This is a genomic window from Maricaulis sp., assembly GCF_034670125.1.
GTDB lineage: Bacteria > Pseudomonadota > Alphaproteobacteria > Caulobacterales > Maricaulaceae > Maricaulis.
The window spans coordinates 248,496-268,272 of the sequence record NZ_JAXMOC010000004.1 but is presented as its reverse complement, the minus strand read 5'-3'; the positions used below and the strand labels follow the sequence as shown (position 1 = coordinate 268,272).

14 protein-coding genes and 1 tRNA gene are annotated in these 19,777 nt (G+C 64.4%); 7 read left to right on the top strand and 8 right to left on the bottom strand.

The annotated features are described in order from the left end of the window. The first annotated feature begins 13 nt into the window (after nt 1–13). Both VOI18_RS09910 and VOI18_RS09905 read left to right on the top strand, forming a co-directional pair. Nucleotides 14–1,159, top strand: a complete 1,146-nt coding sequence (locus VOI18_RS09910; RefSeq protein WP_323762246.1) for an alpha-hydroxy acid oxidase — start codon at nt 14–16, stop codon at nt 1,157–1,159. Nucleotides 1,160–1,205: 46 nt separating this feature from the next. Beyond that, a complete protein-coding gene (locus tag VOI18_RS09905) occupies nt 1,206–2,759 on the top strand; it encodes an acetolactate synthase large subunit (protein WP_323762245.1) in 1,554 nt (517 codons plus the stop codon). Nucleotides 2,760–2,762: 3 nt separating this feature from the next. Here VOI18_RS09905 and VOI18_RS09900 read toward each other — a convergent pair whose 3' ends face one another. Both VOI18_RS09900 and VOI18_RS09895 read right to left on the bottom strand, forming a co-directional pair. Next, complete coding sequence (locus tag VOI18_RS09900) at nt 2,763–4,586, bottom strand: ATP-binding protein (protein WP_323762244.1); 1,824 nt, start codon at nt 4,584–4,586, stop codon at nt 2,763–2,765. Nucleotides 4,587–5,020: 434 nt separating this feature from the next. Continuing rightward, nucleotides 5,021–5,097: transfer RNA gene (locus tag VOI18_RS09895), tRNA-Ile, on the bottom strand. Between the two features lie 215 nt (nt 5,098–5,312). Here VOI18_RS09895 and VOI18_RS09890 point away from each other — a divergent pair. Beyond that, nucleotides 5,313–6,020, top strand: a complete 708-nt coding sequence (locus VOI18_RS09890) for an SIMPL domain-containing protein (RefSeq protein ID WP_323762243.1) — start codon at nt 5,313–5,315, stop codon at nt 6,018–6,020. A 6-nt stretch (nt 6,021–6,026) separates the two neighbouring features. Here the strand turns inward: VOI18_RS09890 and panD are convergent, their stop codons facing one another. Further along, nucleotides 6,027–6,392 (bottom strand): aspartate 1-decarboxylase, encoded by a 366-nt coding sequence (panD, locus tag VOI18_RS09885; RefSeq protein ID WP_011644060.1) that lies wholly within the window; start codon nt 6,390–6,392, stop codon nt 6,027–6,029. A 267-nt stretch (nt 6,393–6,659) separates the two neighbouring features. On the opposite strand from panD, the gene VOI18_RS09880 reads away from it, so the two are divergent. The 4 genes from VOI18_RS09880 to VOI18_RS09865 all read left to right on the top strand — a co-directional run bounded on the left by VOI18_RS09880 (nt 6,660) and on the right by VOI18_RS09865 (nt 11,935). After that, entirely contained in the window at nt 6,660–7,421 is a 762-nt protein-coding gene (locus VOI18_RS09880; protein ID WP_323762242.1) for a hypothetical protein, read from the top strand. After that, nucleotides 7,421–8,326, top strand: a complete 906-nt coding sequence (locus VOI18_RS09875) for a M23 family metallopeptidase (RefSeq protein WP_323762241.1) — start codon at nt 7,421–7,423, stop codon at nt 8,324–8,326. Before VOI18_RS09880 ends, VOI18_RS09875 begins: the two co-directional genes overlap by 1 nt. Before the next feature lie 96 nt (nt 8,327–8,422). Then, on the top strand, nt 8,423–9,376 hold the full coding sequence (locus tag VOI18_RS09870) for a DUF4349 domain-containing protein (RefSeq protein WP_323762240.1): 954 nt from the start codon (nt 8,423–8,425) through the stop codon (nt 9,374–9,376). A 102-nt stretch (nt 9,377–9,478) separates the two neighbouring features. Further along, nucleotides 9,479–11,935, top strand: a complete 2,457-nt coding sequence (locus VOI18_RS09865) for an ATP-binding protein (RefSeq protein ID WP_323762239.1) — start codon at nt 9,479–9,481, stop codon at nt 11,933–11,935. Nucleotides 11,936–11,954: 19 nt separating this feature from the next. Here the strand turns inward: VOI18_RS09865 and VOI18_RS09860 are convergent, their stop codons facing one another. The 5 genes from VOI18_RS09860 to VOI18_RS09840 all read right to left on the bottom strand — a co-directional run bounded on the left by VOI18_RS09860 (nt 11,955) and on the right by VOI18_RS09840 (nt 19,659). Beyond that, on the bottom strand, nt 11,955–12,377 hold the full coding sequence (locus VOI18_RS09860; RefSeq protein ID WP_323762238.1) for a secondary thiamine-phosphate synthase enzyme YjbQ: 423 nt from the start codon (nt 12,375–12,377) through the stop codon (nt 11,955–11,957). 232 nt (nt 12,378–12,609) lie between these two features. Then, nucleotides 12,610–14,742: an RNA polymerase sigma factor RpoD gene (gene rpoD, locus VOI18_RS09855; protein WP_323762237.1), complete on the bottom strand. Its 2,133-nt coding sequence runs from the start codon at nt 14,740–14,742 to the stop codon at nt 12,610–12,612. 53 nt (nt 14,743–14,795) lie between these two features. Beyond that, nucleotides 14,796–16,637 carry a DNA primase gene (dnaG, locus tag VOI18_RS09850; protein WP_323762236.1) on the bottom strand — a complete coding sequence of 614 codons (1,842 nt, stop codon included), beginning with the start codon at nt 16,635–16,637 and terminating at the stop codon, nt 14,796–14,798. Between the two features lie 107 nt (nt 16,638–16,744). Then, nucleotides 16,745–17,209: a GatB/YqeY domain-containing protein gene (locus tag VOI18_RS09845; protein ID WP_323762235.1), complete on the bottom strand. Its 465-nt coding sequence runs from the start codon at nt 17,207–17,209 to the stop codon at nt 16,745–16,747. A 260-nt stretch (nt 17,210–17,469) separates the two neighbouring features. After that, on the bottom strand, nt 17,470–19,659 hold the full coding sequence (locus VOI18_RS09840) for a tetratricopeptide repeat-containing sulfotransferase family protein (protein WP_323762234.1): 2,190 nt from the start codon (nt 19,657–19,659) through the stop codon (nt 17,470–17,472). Between the last annotated feature and the right edge of the window lie 118 nt (nt 19,660–19,777).

Here is a 19,777-nt window from a genome sequence, read left to right as displayed (position 1 = left end):
AACGCTGGCGCCCATGACAGCGATTGACCAGGCCCACAATATCGAGGCGCTGCGGCACCTGGCCCGCAAACGGCTGCCGCGCATGGTGTTCGACTATATCGACGGCGGCGCCGACGACGAGATCACGCTGGGTCGCAACGACCGGCGCTATGCGGACTATGAGCTGAATTTCCGGTCACTGGTCGACGTCTCGAGGATCGAGCTGGAGACGACGGTGATGGGCGCGCCCTGCCGGGCGCCGATCATTGTCTCGCCGACGGCGGCCCAGCGCCTGTTCAATCCGCGAGCCGGAGAGGCTGCCGTGGCCAGGGCCGCGAAGGCCAAGGGGTTGGTCTATTGCCTGTCCACCCTCGCCTCGACCACCATCGAAGACATCGCGCAGCACACCGACGGGCCGAAATGGTTCCAGGTTTATGTCTGGAAAGACCGGGCACTGGTCGAACAGGCGATGGAGCGTGCGCGGACGGCGGGGTTTACCGGTCTGATCCTGACCGTCGACGTCCCTGTCGCCGGCAATCGCGAGCGAGACCATCTCAACGCCTTCACCATTCCGCCCAAGATCAGCACCAGGACGGTCGCCCAGGTCCTTGCCCGCCCCGGTTACCTCTGGGACATGGCAAGCTCGCCGCCCATCCAAGCCGCCAACTGGGCCGACATGGATACCGGCGGGATGGGCATCATCCAGTTTCTCGACAGCCAGTTTGACCGGACCGTGACATGGGCCGACGCGAAATGGATGAAGGAGGCCTGGGGCGGACCGTTCGCCGTCAAGGGCATCGCCCGGCCCGATGATGCCCGCCGGTGCCTGGATATCGGTGCCGATGCGGTCTGGGTCTCCAATCATGGCGGCCGCCAGCTCGACACCGCACCCGCAACCATCGACACCCTTGGCGATATTGTGGCTGCGGTGGCGGGACAGGCCGAGGTTATCCTTGACGGCGGCATCCGCCGCGGCACCGACATCATCAAGGCGTTGGCGCTGGGTGCGACGGCCGTCGCGGTCGGACGGCCCTACCTGTTCGGCCTGGGTGCCGGCGGTCAGCCAGGTGTCGAGAGAGCACTCGACATCCTGATCACCGCCTTGGCGCGCGACATGGCACTGGTCGGCGCCGCGCGCCCGCGCGATTTGTCGCCGGACTTTGTCCGCCAGCCGCGCTAGTCTCGCCACCAAATCCAAGCAACCAAGCACACAACGGGGTCGATCAATGTTTGCAGCTGAAAGCCTGGTCAGAACGCTGATCAATCAGGGAGTGGATGTCTGCTTCACCAATCCGGGCACGTCCGAAATGCACATGGTCGCCGCACTCGACCGAACCGAAGGGATGCGCTCGGTCCTGTGCCTGTTTGAAGGCGTCGCAACCGGTGCCGCGGACGGTTATGCCCGCATGGCCGGCAAGCCGGCCTGTACCCTGCTCCATCTCGGCCCGGGCGCCGGCAATGGCCTCGCCAACCTGCACAATGCCCGCCGCGCCTATGCACCGGTGGTCAACATTGTCGGCGACCACGCCCGCGATCACATCAAGCTCGACGCGCCGCTGACCTCGGATGCCGCCGGCGTGTGCCGGCCGATGTCGCGCTGGGTGGGATGCGTGGCTGAGGCGTCGGACGTCTCCACCATGGCGATCGAGGCGGTGCAGCAGTCATACGGTCCGGAACGGGGTGTCGCGTCACTCATCCTGCCGGCCGATTGCGCTTGGTCGGACCAGGAACCCAGCGTGCTGGAGGCCCGGCCCGTACCCGGCCCGAATCCGGTTTCCGCGGCCCGCATCTCGGCTGTCGCCACCGCTCTTCGCGCCGCCAGCGCTCCGGTCCTGTTCCTTGGCAATGACGCCTGCCTCGAAACCGGTCTGGCTGCTGCCGGCCGAATTGCCGCGGCCACGGGCGCCCGGTTGTTCATGGACACTTTCGTGCCCCGCATCGCGCGCGGGCATGGCCGCGTCTCCCCCAAACGCCTTGGCTATTTTGGGGAACAGGCCCTCGAGGAGCTGGCCGGTACCGACCTCCTGGTGATCGCCGGATCGAAGCCTCCGGTCGCCTTTTTCGCCTATCCCGACCAGCCCGGTGAGCTGACCCCGCCCGGCACGACTACCGAGACCCTGGCCGGTCCTGCGGACGACGTCATCGCCGGGCTGAATGCCCTGGCCGACGCCCTGGATGCCAATCCGGCAGCGCCCGACCTGCCCGCGCAGTCGCAAGCGCCCAAGCTGTTTCCCGACGAAGCCCTCAATCCCGGCTATGTCGGCATTTCCCTGCTGCGTCACATGCCCGACGATTCCGTCATCTGCGATGATGCCACCACCTCCGGGATGGGCGTCTTTCCGTGGATCGAGCATGGGCCCCGACATGACTGGCTTTGCCTGACCGGCGGCGCCATCGGCTCGGGCATGCCCCAGGCAATCGGCGCCGCAATGGCCTGTCCTGACAAACAGGTCTTCGCACTCTGCGGCGATGGCGCGGCGGCGTATACGCTACAGGCCCTTTGGACCCAGGCCCGGGAAAAGCTCGACGTCATCAACGTGGTGTTCGCCAACCACTCCTATCTGGTACTCAATGTCGAACTGGCACGCGTGGGGGCCGGCGATCCGGGACCTGCGGCCCAGCAGATGCTGTCGCTCGAGAACCCGCGGATGGACTGGATCAAACTGGCCGAAGGGTTTGGCGTGCCCGGTCAGACGGCGCGCACTGCCGGTGAGTTCGACACGGCGCTTCAGCGGGCGCTGGCGGCGGGCGGCCCGCAAATGATCGTTGCGGAAATCTGACCGTCAGGTCCGGATCGCCCGGCTCTCGTCCGGCGGGGATTCCTCCGAACGCCGTTCGGTCACGAGGGCCTGTTCGAGCACTCGGCGAAGCTCGCTGATCTCGACCGGCTTTGGCAGATAGTCGGTAAACCCGGCCGCCAGGAATTCGCGCCGGTGATCGTCGGAGGCTAGGGCCGTCACAGCGACAATCCGGGCGTCCGCCGATTTGCGCGTTCCCTTGATGCACTGCATCGCGCTGACGCCATCCATCTCAGGCATCTGGATGTCCATCAGCACGAGGTCATAGGCGAGCGACGTCGCCTTGTTGACCGCCTCGCGTCCGCCCGAAGCACAGTCGACGATCAACCCGTCCGCCTTCACGATCTGCTGGACCATGGCCTTGATCACCAGCTGGTTGGTCATCACGTCGTCGACCACAAGGACGCGGCCCGATGCCTCGATCGGTTCAAGGGACACGACGCCGCGCTTGACGGTCTCCTGTGCGCTCGCCGCAACCCGTTCGAGCGGCAGGTCGACCGTAAAGGTCGAGCCGCGGCCCATCTTGCTCGACAGTGTGATCTTGCCGTCCATTTTCGCGACCAGGCGTCGACAGATCGCCAGCCCGAGCCCGGTGCCACCAAAGCGCCGGGTCACGGTTGCGTCGACCTGGCTGAACGGATCGAAGATCGCTTCCTGCTTGCTGCCGGGAATGCCTATGCCGGTATCCCGGACAGCGAGGCGAATTCGGGTCTTGCCGTCACGGACCTCACCAATCGCCGCCAATGACACGCTGATCCGACCGGTATGGGTGAACTTCACCGCATTGCCCAACAGGTTGTTGATCACCTGGCGCAAGCGGATCGGATCACCAATCACAAAAGCCTCGTCACCCAGTTGATTGCTGACAGTCAGCGTCAAACCCTTGGATTCGGCCTGCGGTCGCCAGTGTTCGGTTGTGCTGTTGACCAAGCCGGCAAGGTCAAAGCTGCGCGCTTCAAGCTCAAGCGCCTCGGCCTCGATCTTGGACAGGTCGAGAATGCCATTGAGCAGTTCGAGCAGGGCCTTGCCGCTGTCATCGATCAGGTCGAGACGGCGCCGGTGCTCATCGGTCAGCGTGGTGTCCGCCTGTAGCACATTGGTCATCCCAAGCACGCCGTTCAGCGGTGTGCGGACCTCATGGCTCATATTGGCGATGAAATCCGACTTGGCGCGATTGGCCTGTTGCGCCGAAATCAGAGCGGTTTCCAGCTGGTGGTTCGCGTCAGTCAGAGCGTTCTGGGCATCTCGTGTCGCCGACCGGAAACTCGAGCCGAAAAGGACAATCCAGACGCAGGACAGCGAGCCGGCTGCGACCAGCATGTTGAGCAATTCCGTCGGTCGAAACCCCAAGGCGCCGGTATTGGAATGATCGGCGGTGACCAGGATCAGTCCGAAATAGGCCGCCAGCGGAACGATGGCGACGATCGCCGCCCGCGCGCCCCAGGCGATATAGGCGCCCAGGACAATGCCGGGCAGATACAGCGTCGCCGGAGGGAAGGAGCCCCGATTGGCCCAAGCCGCTGCGAACAGGACCAGCGTGGCCAACGTGATCATCACCAGGATGGTCAGGTTCGGTCGACGCAGGCGCAAACCGACTATCCCGACGGCGGCCGCAATTGCAGCCGAACCCAGTCCCAACTCGACCATGCCGGGACGTCCGTCGAGGACAAAGGCGAGCACGCCGGCATTGACCAGACCCATGAGGGTGAAAATCGCAGTATAGGCGACGGCAATGCGCGACTTGACCGCATAATCGAAATCGATCTGCGGATCAGCGCCTGTCCAGCGGTCGATCTGTCTCCAGAGCATGTCGCCGTGTCCCTCCTCGAGTGCCTGTGGAGGCTAGCGCACCCAAGGTTAATAAAACCGTGTGCTTGACAAGGATTCACACCTTTGATTGCGTAAGGCAATCACATTCTCGCACAGCCATTGTGGGTTCGGCCGCTGGCCAGACAATGACCGCAGGACATCACCTGAAGCCGCTTTTCGACGCGATGCAAAAATCATGGAGCCGAGCGAACCGGCCTCGAACCCGCGGAGTTCGCAAGCGCGACCGCGCGCCGGGCGGTCAGCCCACCCCATCGAAGGCGTCCGCGCAGCGGACCGCCGGAAGGTCGAAGGAATGGTGGAGCTGGACGAAACAACATCGAACCCGAAGGGTTCGCAAGCGCGACCGCGCGTCGGCCGGCCAGGCCGCCCCATCGGAGGCATTTGCGAAGCAAATTGCCGTGAGATCGGGAATATGGTGGGCCCGGAGGGACTCGAACCCCCAACCAAGCGGTTATGAGCCGCCGGCTCTAACCAATTGAGCTACAGGCCCCGCTGTTAAAGCGTGGGCCCATGGTTACTGGCTCTTCGCGGGCGCGCCAAGACGGGTGTGCAGGCAATGTTACGGCATTGACATCATGATGGCGAAAATGGACCGCGCGCGTTCAGCGTGCGCTCAGGCGCGAAAGTGCTAGTCTCGTCCTCAACGCCAACGAGCTGCCGCCTCCATCCCGGAGCGGTCGGCGCATTCGCCACGGAGTTTTGTTCATGATCCGCGCCCTGATTACCTCGACCGCCCTCGTCGCCAGCCTCGCCGCACCGGCTTTCGCCCAGGCCGGTGAGAGCGAGCCGACCCTGTCGCTCTCGGAAAGCGCAACAGTGCAGATCGCTCCGGAATTCGCGACGGTCTCCTCAGGCGTGGTGACCCGCGCCGAAACCGCCCGGGATGCCGTCCGCGCCAACGGAGCCGCGATGAGCCAGGTGTTTGACGCCCTGCGCCGCGCCGGCGTCGACAGTGACGACATGCAGACGGCCCAGCTGTCGGTATCGCCGGTCTATGCCGACCGCCAGGCCCCCAACCAGATCGAACGCACAATCATCGGCTATGAGACTCGTAACCAAGTCTCCGCCAAGGTCCGCGACACGAGCCGGGTCGGGCAGGTCATCGATGCGATGGTGTCGGCCGGTGCCAACAATATAAATGGTGTGACCTTCGGCGCGGAAGACACCGGTGAGGCGATGGACAATGCGCGTCGCCAAGCGATTGCGGCCTTGCTGGCCAAGGCTGACCTGTTCGCCGATGCGGCCGGTTTCGAACTGTGCGGGATACGCCGGATGGGCGAAAGCAATTACCGCCCGCAACCGGTTTATGAAAGCCGGATGATGGCCGCAGACAGCTTCGGATCGACGCCCATTGCCGCCGGCGAGCTGACGCTCACGGCTACGGTCAGCGCCGATTTCTGCATCAATCAGTGAGCGAAATCAGGCCGCCTGGGGCTTGGCGATGACCTTGTTGTGCTCGTCCAGCAGGACCACGACCGGATCATGCTGCTCGGCCTCGGCGGCCTCCATCTCGGCATACGCCACGACGATGATCCGGTCCCCGACCTGGGCCAGACGCGCCGCGGCTCCATTGATGCCGAAGGTCCGGCTGCCGCGCGGAGCCTCGATGGCATAGGTGGTAAAGCGCTCGCCATTATTGATGTTGAGCACATCGACCTGCTCGTGCGGCAGGATACCCGCCGCCTCGAGATAGTCGCGATCGATCGAGATCGACCCTTCATAGTGCAGGTCAGCCTGGGTCACCGTGGCCCGGTGCAGCTTGCATTTCATCATGGTGAGGCGCATCGCGCTACTCCAGCAACAACATATTGCGCTGCACATACGGGTTGGCGCGATGAATTTCAACGCCCGGCCTCCGTATGCGCGCGTCACAACAGTGTTGGCCTACCTCGCCGGCTCGTCTCCTCCGCGGCCGGCCGCCTCCGACCTCCGCCATCGGCCGCCGGGCACCGTCTGATCATTGCCGATGAACGATCGCCCCGGTCCAGCCTCAGCCACGGTTCATGCTGGGCGTGCAAGAACAGGAAATACTCTTGCTCTGGGGAGATGATCATGACGTCCCGACTGACCCTTGTGACCCCGCTCGCTGCGATGGTGCTGGTCACCGCGGGCTCACCTGCGCAACACCAACAGGCCCCCCTGCAACAGGCCGGCGGTCAACAGGCTGGCCTGGCAGCAACGGGCCAGGCTGTGCCGGACAATCTCGCGACAGCCGCACTGCGCCGGGTGGCCCGGCTGCAGCCGGGCCGCGAGCCAAGGCCCGATGCTCCGGTGGCCATGTCGATCAACTGGGTCGCCGCCGCCGAGGATGCGTTGCTCCAGGCCCGTCAACTGCGTCGCTTTGACACCGTTTCGGCGGTCACCCAGGGTAATCTGCCTTTCGCCCGACCGACCAACCCGGAAGCGGCCGGCGTCGTTGCGACACGGCTGCCGGTCCTGATCCCGGACACTGCCGCCCTTGCGGTCAGCAATGACGCCCGGACGCTGCTGTTCCCGCAGCAGGATTTCTACACCCTGTCGGTGATCGCGCCGGGCCTCGTGGTCGAGGTGTTCGGCACCCGGCTGGCTCACGCACACGCATCGGACCCGCTGAGCACCCGCCGCCTGAATGCGACCAACGCTGACGGCTATCGCATCAGCGAAACCGAATATGGCCGTGAGCTCAGCTTCAACCGCTACGGAGCGGCCTATTCCATCACGGTGGAATGTGACCGCCCGACCGGCGATCCACGCTGTTCTTCCGACGCCTACATTCGCAATCTCGCCGACTCGCTGATCATCGCCGCCGGCACACCCGACGCAGGAGGTCAGTAATGTCACGCGAAGCCGAACTCACCCTCGCCGCCGCGGTCGCCACAGCCGGCATTGCCGCCATGATCTGGTGGCCCGCCGATGAGGTTCCGGCACCGTCGGCCGGGGTCGAGCAAACCGATCCGGCCGGACCCGATCAGGACCCCGTCGGTGCAGAGGACACAGAATCCGATGCCCAGCCCGACGCCTTGCCCGAACCCGAACCGGAGCCCGAACCGGAGCCCGAACCGGAGCCCGAACCGGAACCACCCGCAGTTCCCGTGGACGGGTCCGGCGATCCTTTCGCCTACATGCCTGCCGGCGACCTGGCGGAGGATTCGGGCACCGGCCAGACAGTCCAGATCAATTATGCGCCGGACATGCGGTTCCCGATGGAGGCCGGCCAGGCCTATGCCAACAGCCAGGTCTACGGCCATGGCGGATATCTCGGGCCGGCCGGAGGCCAGTGCAACGCCGCCAATTATGCCTATGCCTGGCGCGACAATTTCTGCGAAACCCGCGGCTATGGCACCCCGATGTGCCCGGCCGGTGTCGGCCATCAGGGCCAGGACATCCGCCCGGCCAGCTGCCAGGACGACACCCATTGGGCCGTCGCGTCGGACGCCGGGACCATCACCTCGATCGGCACCTATTCGGTCCGCCTGATGACCGATGGCGGGGTCCGCTACACCTACCTGCATCTCGACAAGGACACACTACGGGTCGAACCGGGCGATCGGGTCGAGCGTGGCGAGCGTCTTGGCTATGTCTCCAACGAGTTTGGCGATACCGCCACCACGATCCATCTTCATTTCGAGATCAAGATGGCGGTCGATACGGGCTCGGGCATTCAAAACACGCCGGTGCCTCCCTATCTCGCCCTGGTGGACAGTTATGAGCGCCTGCTGACCGGGGAAGAGGACAGCTAGGGCGCCCGCCTTCCTTTGGTCGCCATTCTCATCAGGATGGATGGTACCGGGAAGGATGCAACGCCCCGTCTTCGCGGCGGCCGAAGGGAATCGACGATGAAACGAGTTATTGTGATGGGCCTCGCCTCACTCAGCCTGCTCGCCGCGTGCGAGCAGCGCTCCGTGTTTGACGATGACCGGCCCGCAGAAGCCTTCGGCATGTTCGCCGTCAGCAACGCGATCCAAGAGGAGCCCGGCTACGCAGCTGCACCGGCTCCGGCACCGCAATCACCACAGGACAGCGCTGCCCGCGGACGCGATAACGGGCTCGAGCCATCAGGCAGCGAAGACAGCGAACGCCTGGTCGCCTACAGCTACGGGTATCAGCTCGAGACCGCCGCCTCCGCAACATCGGATCTCGTCGAATCCCATCGCGACGCCTGCCTTGGGTCTGGCCCGGACTCCTGCCAGGTCGTCAGCGCCAACATCCGTGAGCAAGGCAATCGCGGCGTCTCCGCCACGCTCTCCCTGCGCGCCGCGCCGGCCTGGATCGATCGCTTCCGGTCAGACCTGTCGGGCCAGCTTGAAAACGCCGATGGCCGGATCCGCAACCAGACCCAGACCGCTGAAGACCTGACCGCCACTATTGTCGATATGGAAGCGCGCCTGATTGCCAAGGAAACCCTGCGCAACCGTTTGACCTCGCTCCTCGAACGACCGAGCGTAAGCGTCGACGAACTGGTTCGGGTCGAGCGTGAACTGGCCCGGGTCCAGGGCGATATCGAAGGTTCGCAAGCGCGCATCCGAGCGCTTCGCGGACGGGTGTCGATGTCCGCGCTCACGCTGAACTACACCTCACGAGTCGATCCGGTTTCCCGCAGCGCCTTCGATCCACTCAATCGCGCCTTGCACAATCTGACCGGCAACTTTGCCCGTGGACTGGCGAACATGCTCACCTTCCTGGCCGGCTTCCTGCCCTGGCTGGTGGTGATCGTACCGACCGGCTGGTTCGCTTCACGCTGGCTGGCCGGTCTGCTGAAACGTCGTCGCGAGACCAAATCGAAAACCTGACCCGGTCCGGCCCGGGGCCGACCCGGGCCGACAACAGCGTGGCAGCCCCGTAAAGCGGGAATTAACCCTGCTGGTGTGTGTTGGGGACAGCTGAGGTCCCCCATGCCACGCTATCGCCTGCTCATTCCGCTCAGCGCGGCCCTTTTCTGCTTGGTGGCCTTCACCGCGTTATCGCTGCATGTCCGCTCCCAGGAGCACTATGCCGTTCGTGTGCATCTCGAAGAGATCGCCTCCAATCTCGAATACAATCTGACCGAACGTGTCGGGATGAACCTGACGGGCCTGGAGCGGATGGCCAGGCGCTGGATCCGGGCGGGCGGGACGGACGAAGCCGTTTGGCGAGCCGACGCGCTGGAATACATTGGTGACCATTCCGAGCTTCGCTCTGTCCAGTGGGCCAATCCGGATTTCGAGCTTGAATGGGTTGAGCCGCTGGCGGGCAATGAGGCGGTTGTCGGGCTCGACATCCTGTTTGAGGAGTATCGGTCACGGGCGGTGATGCAAGCCGTCAACACCCGTCGGCCCAACAACAGCGCCGCGATCGATTTACTGCAGGGCGGCTCGGGGTTTCTCGCCTATTTCCCGCTATTTGACGGCGACCGGTTTAATGGCCTGATTGTGGGCGTGTTTGACGCGGCCAACATGGTCGCCGCGAGCCTGCCGCAGGACTACGCCGAAGCCGTCGCCATCCAGGTCAATGAGGCCGGCGAGACGATCCATGCGACCGGGACTCCGGTCAGCCTGCAATTGACAGCCGAACGGACAGTCGCGCTGCCCGGGTCTGTCTGGACGGTCAACCTCTACCCGGCACGGCAGCTTTATGCCGAGGAGTTCAGCTCCATTCCGATTTTCCTCCTCGGTCTCGGCGTGCTGTTCTCGATTGCCATCGGCTTTGGCACCCACCTCGTTTTGAGCGGCCGGGTGCGGCAATCCGAACTCGCGCTCGAGCGCGAGACCGCATTCGACGAGCTTGAGCGCAATCGGGAGCGGATGGCACTCGCTGTTCGCGGATCATCGGACGGCTTCTGGGATTGGGACCTCGATACCGGAACACTCTACCACTCACCCCGGCTCCGGGCCCTGTTGGGCTACCCGGAGGAGGCGGCACACTTCGACGCCCGCACCTACTCCGCAGACATCCACCCGGACGACCGGGAGCGCTCGGCGCAAGCATTGGAGCAACATATCAGGCATGGCATCGAACATGACCTGCAAGTCCGATTCCGATGCGCAAACGGCGAGTACCGCTGGTTTCGCACCCGCGGAGTCGCCCAGCGCAATGATGGGCGGGCCGTGCGCATGGCCGGGTCGATCACCGACATCACCGACCTGATCGAGGCCCGCGACAAAGCCAATGCGGCCAATCGGGCGAAGTCGGACTTCCTCGCCAATATGAGCCACGAAATCCGCACACCGATGAATGGCATTCTGGGCATGGCGCGGGTGCTGGCCGACAGGGAATTGCCCGCCGACGTCCTCAGCAAGCTCGATGTCATCGTTCGATCCGGCGACACGCTGATGCACCTGCTCGATGACATTCTCGACCTGTCGAAGATCGAAGCCGGCCAGATCGAGCTGGATGTGGTTCCGTTTGATCTCGCCATTATCGGATCTCGCATCGAGGCCCTGTACCGCGATGCGGCCGAAGAGAAGGGCGTGACGCTCCTCGTCGAGGTCAGTGATCGTGCCGGGCTGTCGCGCCTCGGAGACCCGCTTCGCCTGTCACAGATCGCCAACAACCTGGTTGCCAATGCGATCAAGTTCACCGCCGCCGGGCAGGTGTCCATGACGCTGGGCCCGGCATCCGGGCCGGCGGAGGGCGTCGACGACGACCAGATCGTGTTGACGGTCCGCGATACCGGGATCGGCATGAGCGATGACCAGTGCCGCGCGGTTTTCGAGAAGTTCGTGCAAGCCGACAGTTCGACCACGCGGCGCTTCGGTGGCACCGGTCTGGGACTGGCGATCTGCAAGGGGCTGACCGAGCAAATGGGCGGCAGAATCGACGTATCCAGCGTGCCGGGCGAAGGGGCGACATTCACCGTTCGCCTGCCCCTCGAGCCTGTCGTCGCCGGCGTCCAGGCGACACGAACCCCCGACCTGATCTCGATTGGCGGCCCCCTGACGGTGGACGGGCAGCCCGTGCGCATCCTGGCCGCCGAGGACAATCTGACCAACCGCCTTGTCCTGAAGGCCTATCTCGACAAGCTCTCGGTCGATTTGACCATGGTGGAAAACGGCGAAGAAGCGGTCAGCGCCTTCCGCACCGGCCGCTACGATATCGTCCTGCTGGACATACAGATGCCGGTGCAGAATGGCGAGGACGCACTCAGCGAGATCCGGGCGATCGAACGCGCCGAGGGTCGTCTGCCGACACCGACGGTGGCGATCACGGCCAATGTCATGGCTGATCAGGTCAATCGCTATGCCATGCTCGGTTTCGATGCACATACCGAAAAACCGCTGAATCCGGAGGCGCTGGAGCGGACCATGCGGCGCCTATTGCTTGGCAATCACATCCGTCGCTCCTCCCGGCCCGCGACCGCAGGGCCCCGCTGAGCCGGACCGGCCGGGACCATCAGCCGGTCAGGTGCAACACCAGTTCACGACGGTGTGGCCGACGACGGTGCTCGAACAGGTAAATGCCCTGCCAGGTCCCCAGTGCGAGCCGCCCATCAGCCACCGGGATCCCGATCGAGGTCTGGGTCAGCGCTGCCTTGATGTGCGCTGGCATGTCATCCGGCCCTTCGGCGGTATGGGCGAGCCACGACATCGACGGATCGTCCCCCGAGGGCACCAACCGGGCGAAGAAGGACTGAAGGTCCCGCTGGACGTCCGGATCGGCGTTTTCCTGGATCACGAGCGAGCAGGAAGTGTGGCGCACGAAGACCGTGAGGAGTGCGTCTGCACAACTTTGTTCGGATACGAAACGTTCGGCCTGTTGCGCGACATCGTAGAGGCCGGGGCCGGTAGTCTGGATATGGAGGCGGTGAAGGGGCATGGGTCAGAACCTAGCGGCCATGCACGCGTCTGGCGAGGCGCTTCCCTCCCCGCTTTGGGGGCGGTGGGTCGCCCGTGGGGGCAATACCCCCATTTAATGGGGAAGAAAGGCGTCCTCACACAGCCACAAAAAAGCCGGCCCAAGGGCCGGCTTTTTCAATGTCTGAACCCGTCACATCCGGATCCCGGATCGCCGCTTTACGCCGACCGGGATGATCCACGCATGGCGTGGATCAGTTATCCAGGAAGCTCCGAAGCTTCCGGCTCCGGCTTGGGTGCTTGAGCTTGCGCAGGGCCTTGGCTTCGATCTGGCGGATACGTTCGCGAGTGACCGAGAATTGCTGGCCGACTTCTTCCAGCGTGTGGTCGGTATTCATGCCGATGCCGAAGCGCATGCGCAGGACACGTTCCTCACGCGGGGTGAGGCTGGCGAGGACCCGGGTGGTGGTTTCGCGCAGATTGGCCTGGATGGCGGCATCGATCGGCAGGACGGCATTCTTGTCCTCGATGAAATCGCCCAGATGGCTGTCTTCCTCGTCGCCGATCGGCGTCTCCAAGGAGATCGGCTCCTTGGCGATCTTCATCACCTTGCGCACTTTTTCCAGCGGCATTGCGAGCTTCTCAGCCAGTTCTTCCGGGGTCGGCTCACGGCCGATCTCGTGCAGCATCTGGCGGCTGGTGCGGACAATCTTGTTGATCGTCTCGATCATGTGCACCGGGATACGGATGGTGCGCGCCTGGTCGGCGATCGAGCGGGTGATCGCCTGGCGGATCCACCAGGTGGCATAGGTCGAGAACTTGTAACCGCGGCGATACTCGAATTTGTCGACGGCCTTCATCAGGCCGATATTGCCCTCCTGGATCAGATCCAGGAATTGCAGGCCGCGATTGGTGTATTTCTTGGCGATGGAGATGACGAGGCGCAGGTTGGCCTCGACCATTTCCTTCTTGGCCACGCGCGCTTCGCGCTCGCCCTTCTGGACGGTACGGACAATGCGGCGCAGGTCTTCGATCGGCACGCCGGCACGCTGGGTCAGATCGGCGAGATCGTCGCGAATCTTGCCGGCGTCAACGCCTTCACGGTCGATGAAACGGGCCCAGGCCTTCGAGGTCGACGCCATGGAGGTTGGCCATTCCGGGTTCAGCTCATTGCCGAAATAGCTGTCCATGAACTGGGCGCGCGGCACGCCATGGGCATCGGCCATGCGCAGCAGCTTGCCCTCCAGCGCCATGCGTTCCTTGTTGATCGCATAGAGCTGTTCGACCAGCGCCTCGATCCGGGCATTGTTCAGGTGCATCGTGTTGAGATTGGTCACGATGGCGTTCTGGAAACCTTCGTACTTCTCACGCGACTGCTTGGTCAGGTCCTTGCCTTCAATCCGGGCGGCAACCAGCTTGTCCTGGAGTTTGCGGAAGGCGGCGAAGTCGGTGGCAATGGAATCAAGCGTCTCCATGACGCCGTCGCGCAGCTCGGCTTCCATGGCCGAGAGCGACAGCGAAACACCGTCTTCATCATCATCGTCATCATCATCGCTGGATGATGATTCACTGTCTTCTTCGTCGTCATCATCGCCGGATTTTTCCGACTTCTTGCCGTCTTCGTCGTCGTCCTCATCATCGGACTCCGGCTTCGGCGTCGTGCCACCGGCCGGCGTCGGGGTTTCACCCTCGCCCGTACCGTCGGCATTCTCGTCATCGTCCTCGGCGGCCTCGGCCTGCTGGCCGCCATAGGTGGCGTCGAGATCGATGATGTCGCGCAGAAGGACCTGGCCCTCTTGCAGCTCGTCACGCCAGACCATGATGGCTTCAAAGGTCAGCGGGCTCTCGCAGAGGCCGCGGATCATCGCATTGCGGCCGGCCTCGATGCGCTTGGCGATGGCGATCTCGCCTTCACGGGACAGGAGCTCGACCGAACCCATCTCGCGCAGGTACATGCGGACCGGGTCGTCGGTGCGATCGGCAGAGGACGGTGTGTTGAGGCCGGTGACGGCAGTCTTCGAGGCGCCGGCCACTGCGCGGCTGTCGCTTTCTTCCTCATCGTCACTGTCATCGTCATCATCATCTGATGATGAGGCAGACGCGGCGGCAGCACCCTTCGCCGGCTTCGCCGTTTCGGCCGCGTCGTCATCCACATCGCTGTCATTGTCGACGACATTGATGCCCATCTCGGACAGCTGGGCCAGCACGTCCTCGATCTGCTCGGACGAGAACTCCTCGCTCGGCAACACCGCGTTCAACTCGTCATGGGTGACATAACCGCGCTTCTTGGCGGTCTTCACCATGTTCTTGACGGACTGGTCGGTCAGGTCCAGCAGCGGACCGTCCGAATTTTCCGTCGCTTCATTGGCTTCAGCCGATTTGCTCATCTAATCGTCCCTTGTCGCGCCGCCCTTGGGGCGCGCAATCAGAATTATACGCATCAGGATGACTCCGAACGAGAGCTTTCATGCCGGTAGGCGTCAACTACCTGCCGAAAGCGTTCCGAATCCGCCTGCTTGAGTTCTTCGTCCAGACGGGCGCGCGCCTCATCACGACGTGTCTGTGCTTCGCTTCGTTCCATATAGGCGTGAGCCAGCCGCTTCCAAGCTTCTGCCCTCACCTCTGGAGACGCCTCCATACCGCCCAGTTCCGCTCGCATGGGTCTGCGCTCACCGTCGAGCCGCTTTATCTCTGCCGCGTATCCGGCATCGGCCAATTCGGCCCGTAGCGTGTCGGTCTGCACAAACTGCCCAGAAGAGCAGGCGTCTAGAACGGCGTCGCGCAGCCTGTCAAGCGATCCCAACCGCAAAAGCGCCAGGGTTTCGACCTGCGAGGCGGCGATTTCCGGGTATTCCATGGCCGCGACAAGCAGAAGATGTCCCAGCCGTGCGGTCGGATCCGCCTGTCTGGACTGCTTGTTGCGCAGCTCCGCCGTCGCCCCCAGCGCCACGCCCTTGCCCGGTTTCCACGGTCCGCGACGGCCACGCTGCCCGGGCTGCGGACGGGCGCCAAAAAGCGCATCCATGCGCTGGTCGAACTCGCGCTTGTACTCCTCGCGGATATCGCCATCGGTAATCTGGCTGACGAGGGCCCGGATACGGCGACGGAAACCGGCCCGGCGGTCGGGATCGTCCAACGGCTCGACCAGAACCTCGCGCTCCCAGATCAGATCGGCCAGCGAGCGTGTCTCGCGAAACACCGCCCGGAGCGCATTGGCACCCTCCTCGCGCAGGATGTCGTCGGGGTCCTTGCCGTCAGGCATGAAGGCAAAGCGCAGCGTCTTGCCCGGCTGCAGCAATGGCAGGGCACGGTCGGCCGCCTTGAACGCCGCAGCGCGGCCGGCACTGTCACCATCCAGGCACATTACAGGCTCACCGCCGGCGCGCCACAACAGCTGGATCTGCTCCTCGGTGATGGCGGTCCCCAGCGGCGCGACACCCTGCTCCAGCCCGGCCCGCGACAGCGCGATCACGTCGAGATAGCCCTCGGCGACGATCAGGCCGCGGATATCCTGCTTGGGGTCGGACGCGGCCTTGCGGGCTTCGGGGTAGCGATACAGAACAGAGCCCTTGTGGAAGATCGGGGTCTCCGGCGAGTTGAGGTATTTCGCCCGCGCATCCTTCGACAGCGCCCGTCCGCCAAAACCGACCAGACGATTGCGCGGGTCATGGATCGGGAAGGTGATGCGGTCGCGGAAACGATCATAGGGCGAGCCGCTGTCGGGCTCGATCAACAGACCGCATTCGATCAGGTCGGAAACCGGCGCCCCGGCGGTGACCAGCTCGTCCTTGAGGGCGGTGCGGCTGTCCGGCGCATAACCAATGCCGTAACGCACACAATCCTCACCGGTCAGGCCGCGTGATTTGAGATAACGGCGCGCCTCCTCGGCCTGGGGTGACCGCAGCGCGCGGATGAACCAGGCCTGGGCGCTTTCCATCCACTCGACGAGGGACTTGCGATGCTGGGTCTTCTGCTGGCTTTCCGGATCCGGCTCGGGCAGGCGCAGCCCGGCCTCACCAGCCAGTCGCTCGGCCGCCTCCATGAAGGACAGGCCTTCCATCTCTTCGAGCCAGGTGAAGATGTCGCCATGCTTGCCGGACGCGAAGCAGTGATAGAAGCGCTTCTCGTCGTTGACGAAAAACGAGGGCGAGCGCTCTTTCTTGAAGGGTGAGAGACCGACGAATTCGCGGCCCTGCCGTTTCAGGGGGACCGACCGGCCAATGAGGTCCGACGGGCGCACACGCGCCTTGATCTCGTCGATGAAGTCCTCATTGAGACGCATGACCGTCGACTACCCTGTGACCGCGACCCGCCCCACACAGATCAGCCGTGCATGATGCGCGCGAAAGCCGCGCGCGTCACGCCCTCAATCTGCAGGCCGCATCCGGATCAGGCCGAAGCCAGCAGGGTTTTCACCTTGGCGCCCGCCTTGGCGAAATCCATGCGGCCGGCATAGCGCGATTTCAGCTCGCCCATGCAGCGCCCCATGTCCTTCAGGCCATTGGCTTCGAGCTCGCTGACCACGGACTGGGCCGCGTCGGCAATCTCGCCGTCATCCATCGGTTTGGGCAGGTATTCACGCACGATCGCGGCTTCGTCCCGCTCGGCTTCCGCGAGGTCGAGACGACCGGCCTTCTCGTAGGTTTCCGCGCTCTCTTCACGCTGTTTCACCAGCTTGGTGAGAAGGGTCATGATTTCGGTGTCGCCGCAGCCGGAGCAGCGGTCTTCCGCACGAGCGGCGATATCGCGATCCTTGATGGCAGCCGAGATCAGGCGAAGCGTCGACAGACGCGCCTTGTCCTGGGCCTTCATGGCCGTTTTCATATCCGTGGTGATGCGTTCACGAAGTGACATGGTGGCAATCAAACCTATCCGGGCGCCTTTGGTGGCGCTTTGTGACGGGCTCTCCGGGGAGAAGAACCTGTCGATTGCACGCGGTCGCGTGCCGATTGTTTCGAACAATGCCGGGCCTTTTGTTGTTGGCAAAACGCGCAAGCGACATTTGCCCCCGAAACGAGGGGCCGGGGATTATTCCGTTGGCAGCAAAGAATCAAGTCCGATTGTAAATGGTGATCGATTGGCGACCTTGCAAGATCGACCGGGTCCGCCGCAAATCAACGGGTTTCAGGATACGGATCGACATCGTAACCCCAAGCTCTGGCCCGCAGCCGCAAGGGTTCGCAAACAGGGTCGGACAAGGCCTCGGCATGATTGCGCCAGCGATCTCGGGCCCGGGTGTAGAGCGGTTGTGTGACCTGATTGGCACTCGGCGTGGAAATCCGGCCTCGCGCCCGGGCGGTCTCGTAAAACCGCGCTTGTCCATCCTCCCATTCCAGGCCCAACATCGACAGGATCGGAGCGACTTCGGATCGTAGGTCCTCGACAAGTGCCTCGTAGCGAACCTCGGCAAGCCTCGGCTTGCGCCAGTCCACGAACCGGTCCCAGTGGTCGAAACTGGCGGCGTGGAAGCGGGCGATACGCTCGAGCCGTGTCATCACCATCATTGCATTGTTGGGCGCGAAATCCTGGGTGAAATTGCTGAGCGCCACGTCCAGCGGATTCCGCCGGGCAAGGATGAAGCCGGCCGCCGGGAAGATCCGGTGGATCACCGCCGCCCAGTTCATGTTGAGCGGCAGCTTGTCGATCACGGTCACGCCAGCGGACACCGTCCCGGCGTGGTGCGCCAGCCGGGTGCGGTAGGCGGCGCGGAGGTCGGCTACCTCAGCCGCGGCGATGGCATCGAGCCAGTCCTCGGAGAACAGAGTCTCGTCACCACTGAAGCCCGGCACCAGCATCCGCAGCGCCTCGATGAGAACCGGCGCCTCTTCCAGCACCAAGACCCGGCTGTGGGCACGCAGGACGCTGTCCAGCAGGGTCGTACCCGAACGCGGGAAACCGACGAGGAAGGCGAGATCGGCGCCGCCCTGCCTGTCCGTACGGTCATCCGGCGTCTGCGCGACCGGCCTGGCGCTTGTGATCTCGGCCTCGAGACGTTGATCAAGGCTGGCCAGCCGTGCCAGCGGAACGGTGTGGTCGCACCGCCCCGGCACCTCCCATACGGCCTCAAGCAATGCGTTCGCGGTCACAAAATGCCGCCAGGCCTCGTCGTGCTGGCCGAGGCGGTCGGCAATCTGGCCAGCGATGAAGCCGGCGACCCGGCGGGCATCATCGCTCAGCGCACCGTCGAGCGCACGCCTGACCGCGGCCTGCGCCGCCTCGACCTTACCCGACCGAAACAGGGCGCGCGCCAGAGCATGGTGGATGTCGGGCTGGTCGAGAGGCGCCCCCGCCTGCCGGGCGCATTCGTAAAGCTCCAGCCACGCGCCCGGCTTCAGGTCACGCTCGTGAAACTCCGCCGCCGCGAGCAACAGGGCCACCGGTTCGATTGTTGTGGCGAGGGCGTCCGAAAACAGCGCCGCCCCCGTCGAACGATCTCCCGCCGCCTCATGGACCCGGGCCTTCAACAATAACCAGCGGGCGGAATCACCGATCCGCTCGGACGGCAGGCGGTCCAATACCGCCAGCGCCTCGTCTGCCCGCCCCGTGGCGATCAACCGGTTGCACAGGGCTTCAGCCAGGAGCAGTCGCGGGCCGCACAGGACCAAGGCCCGCGTCAGGACCCGCACCACATCTTCGGATCGGTGGCCGGATTGTGCGAGCACGCCGGCCAACGCCAACCAGCTCTCGCTTGCGTCTGGCGCAAGCGCGACGGCGTGACGGGCATTGAATTCGGCCGCCACAGGATCACCGGCCTGCAAGGCCAAGCGGGACAAGACAATCCACAGCGCCGGTCGGTCGGGCAGGCTCCAGACCAGCGCCTTCGCCCGGTCCAACCAGACTGCCGGATCGCTGCCGGGCGGCACGTCACCGATCGCCGCCAGTTGCTCCACTGCCTCGGTCTGCCCGGACCGGTCAGCCAGGCCGTCAAAGCGGGCCCTGATCTCCGCGTCGGCGGGACACTGCCGACAGGCTTCCCGCAGCGCCGGGTCTTCGGGGATCCGGCTGGCCGCCTTGTCGAGGCAGGCCGCAGCGCGCCGCGGCTCTCCCAGCTCAACCAGCGTGCGCGCAAGCCCGATCCAGAAGCTCGCCTGGTCGGGCCGGAGACGGGTCGCGGTCAGAAAGAAGGGAAGCGCCAGCCATGGGGCACGGCCCATCAGGTTGATGGCACCGAGATTATTGCAAGCGGTCGCCAGGTGCGGGTCGACATCCAGGGCCCTGCACCAGGCCAGCGCTGCGCCATTGCGGTCGCCGGATTTCAGACAGGCATTGCCTTCCGAGATGTAGGCCTGCACGTCGTCGGACATGATTGGACCGCTCCTTGCGAATTCACTGGCAGTATCACGACCGGTCGACCGGCTCGGCAAGCCGGGCGCGCAGGCGGCAAAACCGACGCGCCGCCGCAACGCTGGGCTATTGACCCGA